This is a genomic window from Arthrobacter sp. 2YAF22_2 (assembly GCF_052114645.1).
Classification (GTDB): domain Bacteria; phylum Actinomycetota; class Actinomycetes; order Actinomycetales; family Micrococcaceae; genus Arthrobacter.
In genome coordinates this window covers 1-7734 of the sequence record NZ_JBFRFD010000129.1, presented here as the reverse complement: position 1 = coordinate 7734, position 7734 = coordinate 1, and the positions used below count along the sequence as shown (strand labels likewise).

The 7734-nt window shown below is 69.5% G+C and carries 7 protein-coding genes; 3 read left to right on the top strand and 4 right to left on the bottom strand.

Annotated features, from left to right (window positions below):
- Positions 1 to 118: 118 nt before the first annotated feature.
- Genes AB4Y86_RS07405 through AB4Y86_RS07395 form a run of 3 tightly spaced genes read right to left on the bottom strand, consistent with a single transcriptional unit; the run spans position 119 to position 3977 of the window.
- Complete coding sequence (locus AB4Y86_RS07405; protein WP_441401472.1) at positions 119 to 1957, bottom strand: L-aspartate oxidase; 1839 nt, start codon at positions 1955 to 1957, stop codon at positions 119 to 121.
- Positions 1954 to 3264 carry a quinolinate synthase NadA gene (nadA, locus tag AB4Y86_RS07400; RefSeq protein WP_441401470.1) on the bottom strand — a complete coding sequence of 437 codons (1311 nt, stop codon included), beginning with the start codon at positions 3262 to 3264 and terminating at the stop codon, positions 1954 to 1956. The genes AB4Y86_RS07405 and nadA overlap by 4 nt, the downstream gene beginning before the upstream one ends.
- On the bottom strand, positions 3261 to 3977 hold the full coding sequence (locus tag AB4Y86_RS07395; protein ID WP_441401474.1) for an NUDIX hydrolase: 717 nt from the start codon (positions 3975 to 3977) through the stop codon (positions 3261 to 3263). Before AB4Y86_RS07395 ends, nadA begins: the two co-directional genes overlap by 4 nt.
- Positions 3978 to 4184: 207 nt before the next feature.
- On the opposite strand from AB4Y86_RS07395, the gene AB4Y86_RS07390 reads away from it, so the two are divergent.
- Positions 4185 to 4811 (top strand): maleylpyruvate isomerase family mycothiol-dependent enzyme, encoded by a 627-nt coding sequence (locus tag AB4Y86_RS07390; RefSeq protein WP_441401468.1) that lies wholly within the window; start codon positions 4185 to 4187, stop codon positions 4809 to 4811.
- Between the two features lie 34 nt (positions 4812 to 4845).
- On the opposite strand, the gene AB4Y86_RS07385 is transcribed toward AB4Y86_RS07390, so the two are convergent.
- Positions 4846 to 5319, bottom strand: a complete 474-nt coding sequence (locus AB4Y86_RS07385) for an Lrp/AsnC family transcriptional regulator (protein WP_441401466.1) — start codon at positions 5317 to 5319, stop codon at positions 4846 to 4848.
- 170 nt (positions 5320 to 5489) lie between these two features.
- On the opposite strand from AB4Y86_RS07385, the gene AB4Y86_RS07380 reads away from it, so the two are divergent.
- Both AB4Y86_RS07380 and AB4Y86_RS07375 read left to right on the top strand, forming a co-directional pair.
- Positions 5490 to 6884, top strand: a complete 1395-nt coding sequence (locus AB4Y86_RS07380) for an amino acid permease (protein WP_441401464.1) — start codon at positions 5490 to 5492, stop codon at positions 6882 to 6884.
- A 188-nt stretch (positions 6885 to 7072) separates the two neighbouring features.
- The coding region (locus tag AB4Y86_RS07375) for a thiamine pyrophosphate-dependent enzyme (protein ID WP_441401462.1) at positions 7073 to 7734 on the top strand (662 nt) is incomplete at its 3' end.

Below are 7734 nucleotides of genomic sequence, written 5' to 3'. Positions count from 1 at the left end.
CCGTAGGGCGCGTCCTCGAGCAGGGCGGCCCGGAGCACCGTGTCGACGGCGGCCGCGGGAAGCGTTCCGGCGAGGGCCTCTACCGGCGGGGCGGCGGGGCGGGCTGAGGCGGTGGCTGTCATGACGGAATCCTTTGTTTCGGACGGGAGGAGCTGGCAAGCCGGTGGCTATACGCTCCAGGCTGCGGGGTGGAGCGGGCCGGGGCGGCGAGCACTCCCTGGACTGTGGCGCCGGAGGAGGCAGTGACGCCGGAGGCTGGGTCGGCCCGGTAGTGGGCGCCGAGGGAGCCGGTGCGGGCCCGGGCGGCCTCCACGAGCAGTCGGGCGGCCAGCAGCAAGTTCCGATCCTCGTGCACGCGCGGGTCCCCCGCGTCCGTCACCCCCTCCGGCCGGACGACGGCGGCCCACTCCGCAAGCTGGGCGGCTGCAGCATGGAGTTCATGCTCGGAGCGCAGCACCCCAGCATGCGTAGTCATCAACCGCCCCAGCGCATCCCTGCTGAACGACCCGGGCCCAGGCACAGACTTCATAACAACCTCGGGCGAACCGGCGGGGGAATATTCCCGGGCACCGCCCAGGGCCGACTGCCCACCGTCATTCGACGGCGTTCCGGAAGCGTGCGTCAAGGTGAGGCCGCCCGCGGCCGAGGCAGCACGCGGAGGAACGGCGTCGAACGACGCCCAGCTCGATTGGCCAGCGATAAAGTTTTCCACCGCCCGCCGCCCGAAAACCAACCCTTCGAGCAGCGAATTGCTGGCCAGCCGGTTGGCGCCCTGGACGCCGGTGCACGCAACCTCCCCCGCTGCGTAGAGCCCCGGCACCGAGGTCCGTCCGCTCAAATCCGTGGCGACCCCGCCCATCCAGTAGTGCGCGGCCGGCGACACGGGCAGCGGTTCGGCGGTCCAGTCGTAGCCGGCGGCGCGCGTCCGTGCGGTGATGGTCGGAAACCGCCGCGCGAGGAAGCCTGTCCCCCGGCGCGTTTCGATGCCGCGGGCGTCAAGGTAGACGGGACTGTCCGCCGGTAGCCCGGCAGCCGCCAGATGCAGCGCGATGCTGCGGGAGACGACGTCGCGCGGGGCCAGCTCCGCGTCCGCGTGGTAGCCGGGCATGAACCGGTGGCCGGCGGCGTCCAGCAGCAAGGCGCCCTCGCCGCGGACCGCCTCGGAGATCAGCAGCGCGGGCGGCCCGCCGGGCACTTCGGCCGCGGCGAGCGTGGTGGGGTGGAACTGGAAGAACTCCAGGTCGCGGACGGCTGCCCCGGCGCGCCAGGCCAGGGCAAGGCCGTCGGCGGTCGCGACCGAGGGGTTGCTGGTGCGCGCAAACAGCCGTCCTGCCCCGCCGGTGGCGAGCAGCACGGCGTCGGCGTCCAGGTGGTTCAGTTCTCCGCCGGCGAGGTAGGCGACGCCGGTGACGGGGCCCGAAGTGGCGCGGGAGGCAGGGTTGCGGTTTCCGGTCAGGAGTTCGGTCACGAAGGCGCCCGTCTCGACCCGCAGCCTGCCCTGGCCGGCGCGGTCGAGCACCGCGGCGACCAGCCCGCGCGAAATGCAGGCACCGGTCGCGTCGCCGCCGGCGTGCAGGATGCGGGCCGCGGAATGCGCGGCTTCGAGTCCGAGCGCGGGTCCGCCGTCGGCCCCGACATCGAAGCGCACGCCGAAGCGGCGCAGCCCGGCAATGTCCCGGACGGCCTCGGTACACAGGGTGCCCACCGCTTCGGGGTTGTTGTGCCCGGCCCCGGCGGCGAGGGTGTCCGCGATGTGCGCCGCCACGGAGTCGCCCGGGGCGGCCTCCCCGGACGCCAGCACTGCGGACACCCCGCCCTGGGCGTAGAACGTGTTGCTCTCCTCGAGCGTTCCCTTGGTCAACAGGACGACCTCGGCGGCGGGAGCAGCCTCGGCGGCGAGCAGCGCCGCGTACAGCCCGGCGATCCCGCTGCCGACGACGACGAGGCGCCTGGTCACGGCCGGGCCGCCAGCATGCGTTCCAGTGCGACGCGGGCGGGTGCTGCGACGTCGTCCGCCACCGTGATGCGGTTGACCACCTCGCCGCGCACCAGCGCCTCCAGCACCCAGGCCAGGTAGCCGGGGTGGATGCGGTACATCGTGGAGCAGGGGCAGATCACGGGGTCCAGGCAGAAGATGGTGTGCTGCGGGTATTCCGCCGCCAGACGGTTGACCAGGTTGATCTCCGTACCGACAGCGAAGGTGGTGGGCTCGGCGGCGGCGGCAATGGCTTTCCGGATGAAGTCGGTGGATCCGGCGGAATCGGCGGCGTCCACCACCTCCATGGGGCACTCGGGGTGCACGATCACCTGGACGCCCGGGAACTCGGCGCGGGCCTTTTCGATCTGGGCCACGTTGAAGCGCTTGTGCACCGAGCAGAAGCCGTGCCAGAGGATCACGCGGGAGTCCAGCAGGGTCTGCTCCTTGTTGCCGCCGAAGTCCTTGCGCGGGTTCCACATGGGCATCTGYTCCARCGGSACSCCCATGGCCTTGGCGGTGTTGCGGCCCAGGTGCTGGTCCGGGAAGAACAGCACGCGCTGACCCCGCTCGAAGGCCCACTCCAGCACGGTGGCGGCGTTCGAGGAGGTGCAGACAATGCCGCCGTGCTCGCCGCAGAAACCTTTGAGCGCGGCCGAGGAGTTCATGTAGGTGACCGGAATGACCGGAACCCGGCCGTCGGCGTCGGGCTCCGTGCCGAACAGCTCCGCCAACTGTTCCCAGCATTCGGTGACCGAGTCGATGTCCGCCATGTCCGCCATCGAGCAGCCCGCGGCGAGGTTGGGCAAGATCACGGCCTGTTCCGGACGGGAGAGGATGTCCGCGGTTTCGGCCATGAAGTGCACGCCGCAGAAGATGATGGCCTCGGCGTCCGGCCGGGTCAGTGCGGCGTTGGCGAGCTGGAAGGAGTCGCCCACGAAGTCGGCATATTCGACCACCTCATCACGCTGGTAGAAGTGGCCCAGGATGACGGCCCGGTCGCCCAGCGCCGCTTTGGCGGCCCGGATCCGGGCGTCCAGTTCGGCGTCGCCGGCCACGCGGTATTCCTCCGGGAGCTGGCCCTGCCTGGGGGTCGACGTCGGCGCGATGTCCGCCATGGACGCGCCGGGACCGTACCCGGGGACGCCGGCCCGGGCCTCGTCGGCATCGAAGTCCCAGGGGCCGCGGACCAGGGCCGGGCTACAGGTGGAAGCTGTTGCCCTGCCGTTGGCGCCGCTGTCGGCCTGCTCGCGCGTAATCAGCTGGATCGCCGTGTTGACGCTGCTCATGGTGTGCTCCTGTTATCTGGATCGAGGCCGGGCCGGCCGGTAAAGCGGTAGAGGCGGGGAGGGCGGTGCTTGCCGCCCTGAAGGTAGTCGTCGGTTTCTTCGATTTCCGGGGCGGCCTTGATCTGGCGCCGGAAGTTGGCCGGGTCAAGCTCACGGTCCAGGACCGCCTCGTAGACTTCCCGGACCTGCGCGAGCGTGAAGTACTCGCCTAGCAGGTGGTAGGCGATCGAGCCGTAGGCCATCTTGTTCCGCAGCCGCCAGAGCGCGTAGTCGATGATCGCTTTGTGGTCGAAGGCCAGTTCGCCGAGCCGGTCGGCCCGGAACCAGCGGACGTTTTCGGATTCGTCGGCGAGCGCGGCCTCGGTGGGCTGGACGAGCGCCCAGTAGACGATCGACACCACGCGCTGGGTGGGTGAGCGGTGCAGGCCGCCGAAGGCGTAGAGCTGCTCGAGGTAGCTCGGGGCCAGTCCGGTGGTCTCGCGCAGGTTTCTGGAAGCGGCGTCCTGCAGCGACTCCGAGTGTGTCAGCGGGCCGCCGGGGAGGGCCCACAGACTTTTGAAGGGCTCCCGGATCCGGCGCACCAGCGGGATCCACAGCGTAGGGCGGCCGGAGCTCTCGCTCGGGCGCAACGCGAAGATCACGGTGGAAATGGCCAGCGACGGCGGCGCGAGCTGGCGCTCCGAGACGTTGCCTGGTGAGGTGTAGACGGCGATCGACCCCCGCGTTCCGGGGTCCGGACCGGCCTTTGCGGACCGCCCGGACGGTTCCGGCCGTACCGCCGGACTAGTTATAGTCAAATTGACTATAACTAATTCTACGACCCGATCGGCCGGAAGGGAAATATTTCACCCGCCGCGCGCAATTTCCGCCGGAAGGCCCACGGTTGAAAGCCGCGGGCCGCTGCTGTATTAATCGGCGGCATGGACGGAGTAAAGGACAGCGAAACAATCAGGACCTGCTATCTCGAGGCCGTACGTGCCTTCCTGGAACTGGTGGAACAGGTGCCGGACGCCGCCTGGTCGAAGCCGGGGCTGGGCGACTGGGACGTGCGCGGGCTCACCGGGCACGCCAGCCGGGCGCTGAGCACGGTGGGGACCTACCTCTCCGCACCCGCCACCGGGGTCTACGTTGACGGCCCGGTGGCCTACTTCCTGGCCGTCCGCAGCTCGATGGACCCGGATGTGATCGCCCGGCGGGGCCGGGAGACGGGCGAGGCGCTGGGAGCTGAGCCGGCCGCCGCCGTGAAGGACCTGGTAGAGCAGGTCACCACGCTGGTCCGCAATACCCCGGATGACGCGGCCGTGGCCTCGCCCGCGGGAACGATGCGCCTGGTCGACTACCTGCCGACGCGGACCTTCGAACTGGCCGTGCACACCCTGGATCTGGCCCGCGCGCTGGAACGCCCGGCACCGGCGGCACTGGGCCCCGCGGTGGCGGCGTCGCTGGAACTCGCGGCGGCAATCGGCGCCCACCTGCCCGCGGCCGGGGACCTGCTGCTCCTGCTCACCGGCCGCTCCGGCCTTCCCGGGAACCTCAGCGTGCTCTAGTTCGCGGGCCACGGCCGGCCCACTGCCCCGCCTGTCACTTGCTGACGGCGGCGGCTTCCAGCAGCGGCAGGGTCCGGCCCTGGAAGTGGGTGTTCAGCACGATCACCGACGAGGAACGCAACACGGTCTTCGTTGCGATCATGGCGTCCAGCACGCGCTGCAGATCAGAGTTGGAGCGCGCCGCAATGCGTGCCATCAGGTCCGAACTCCCGGAGACCGTGTGGATCTCGATCAGTTCCGGGATCCGCGCGAGCGCCTCGACGACGGCGTCGTGCCCGAGGTCCTGGTTGATGGTCAGCGAGCAGAACGCCACCACCGGATAGCCGAAGCGGGCCGGGTCCGGCTGCGGGACCCAGGAACCGATGACTCCGCTGTCCTGCATCCGGTCCAGCCGCGACTGCACGGTGGCGCGGGCCACCTTCAGCACCCGGGACGCCTCCAGGACGGAGGCCCGCGGGGAATCCGTGAAGAATCGGACAATCTTCGCGTCCAGCGGATCGACATCCACGTAATTTCCTTGTCATCGGGGTTTCACGGCACAAATCGCCGCAATTTGCGCCAACGGTTCTACAAACTGCCACCATGCTCTCACGCCGCCGGTGCCGAGCTGCCCTCCGGGGGCGGTAAATTCGTAAGGTCCCAAAAGGACGCCGCCACCAGCTAAGAAGGTTCGCCAGCATGACAACGAAGTCCGCCGCGGAGCGCCCGGCCCTGAAACTCGGCCACAGCATGAAGCCCCGCCAGCTCACCATGATGGGACTCGGCAGCGCCATCGGTGCCGGCCTGTTCCTCGGATCGGGGGCTGGCATCCAGGCGGCTGGCCCGGCCGTCCTGATCTCCTACCTGGTCGCCGGAACCCTGATCATCCTGGTCATGTGGGCCCTCGGCGAGATGGCCGCCGCCAACCCGAACAGCGGCGCGTTCTCCGTGTACGCACAAAAGGCCATGGGAAAGACGGCCGGGGCCACCGTGGGCTGGCTTTGGTGGTTGCAGCTGGTGGTGGTCATCGCGGCCGAAGCCCTCGGCGCCTCGGCGCTGCTGTTCACCGTCTGGCCAGTGATCCCGGTCTGGGGGCTGTCGCTGATCTTCATGGCCGCCTTCACGGCCATCAACCTGGCCGGGGTGAAAAACTTCGGTGAGTTCGAATTCTGGTTCGCCATTCTCAAGGTCGCCGCCATCCTGCTGTTCCTGGCCGTCGGCGTCGCGCTGCTGCTCGGCTGGCTGCCCGACGTCGCCTCCCCCGGGCTGGCCAATTTCACGTCGAACTTCGCCCYGGCTGGCCTGGGCGGCATCGCCACCGCGCTCTTCGTGGTGATCTTCGCCTTCGGCGGCACCGAAATCGTCAGCGTGGCCGCCGCCGAGACCGAAAACCCGGAACACAGCGTGGGCCTGGCCATCCGCACTGTCGTCTGGCGGATCCTGGTGTTCTACATCGGCTCCGTGTTCGTCATTGCCGCGATCCTTCCGTCGACGTCGGCGGCGCTCAAGTCTCCGTTCGCCGGCGTCCTGGACGCGGCCCGGATTCCGGGGGCGGGCACCGCCATCACCCTGGTCGCCGTCGTCGCCCTGCTTTCGGCGCTGAACGCGAACCTCTACGGCGCTTCGCGGATGGTCTATTCCCTGTCCGTGCGCGGCGAGGCCCCCCGGATCCTCTCGAAGCTGAACGTGGCGCGGGTTCCCGTGGTCGCCGTCGGCGTCTCGGTGGCCTTCGGCTTCCTGGCCGCCGTACTGGAGCTGCTTTTCCCGGACCGGGTGCTGCCGGCGCTCTTCCAGCTGGTCGGTTCAACCTGCCTGGTGGTGTGGGGCTCGGCATTGGTGTCCCAGCTGATCCTCCGCCGCCGCGCCGACCGCGACGGCACTCCCCTGCCGTTGCGGATGCGGGGCTTCCCCGGGCTGACCATCTTCGGCCTGGTGCTTCTGGCGCTGATCTTCGCGGTCGGCTTCAGCAGCCCGGAGAGCAGCAAGCAGCTCTTCGGCACCCTGGCGCTGATCGCCGGCATCGCCGCCGCCTGCTGGACCGGCGCGCGCCTCACGCGCTCCCGCCGCCCTGCCGACGCCGCCTGGCCCAAGTAGCTCGCAGTTGTTGCCGTTTTCAGGGCTCAAAACGACCACAACTGCGAGTCAGTTGGGCGGCGCCACCAGCGCCAGGTGATGTACAGATTGTCACCCTGAGGGGCGATGGAGTGTAGGCAATTGCGCAGCCTGATTACTGATCCTTGAGCTGATTGCCTACCGCCACTTAGGTGTCTAAGGTCACAGTCATGGACACACTCCCCCTTACGGTCCCCGACGACGACGCCGGGGCACTCACCCCCGCCCAGCTCCGCGAACTGTACTCGCTGATGGTCGCGGTCCGGCATCTCGACCGCTCCGCGATCGCCTGGCAACGGCAGGGCATCATCCCCGGCTATGCCCCGGAACTCGGGCAGGAGGCGGCACAGGTGGGCAGCGGCTACGCCGTGGACACCACCCGGGACTTTGTCTTCCCCACCTACCGGGAAATGGGCGTCGCCCGGACCATGGGCGTGGACATGGTGGGCTACATGGCAACGCACAAGGCCACCTGGCACGGCGGCCTGTACGATCCGCTCAAGTCCAAGCTCGCCCCGATCCAGGCCGTCGTCGCCGGATCCGTGCTGCACGCGGTGGGCTGGGCGCACGGCCAGACCCTGGAACAAAAGGACGGCGTCGCCCTGACCTACTTCGGCGACGGCGCCTCCTCGCAGGGCGATGTCCACGAGGCGATGAACTTCGCCGCCGTGATGAACGCCCCGGTGGTCTTCTTCGTGCAGAACAACGGCTGGGCCATTTCGGTGCCCACCGAACGCCAGGTGGCCGGCGGCTCGGTTGCCGCCCGTGCCGCCGGCTACGGCGTGCCGGCGCTGCAGATCGACGGGAACGACGTCGTCGCCGTCGTGGACGG

What these genes read in the sequence shown, in the direction of transcription:
- AB4Y86_RS07390 (WP_441401468.1), top strand. Translation starts at nt 4,185, where the DNA reads ATGGACGGAGTAAAGGACAGCGAAACAATCAGGACCTGCTATCTCGAG.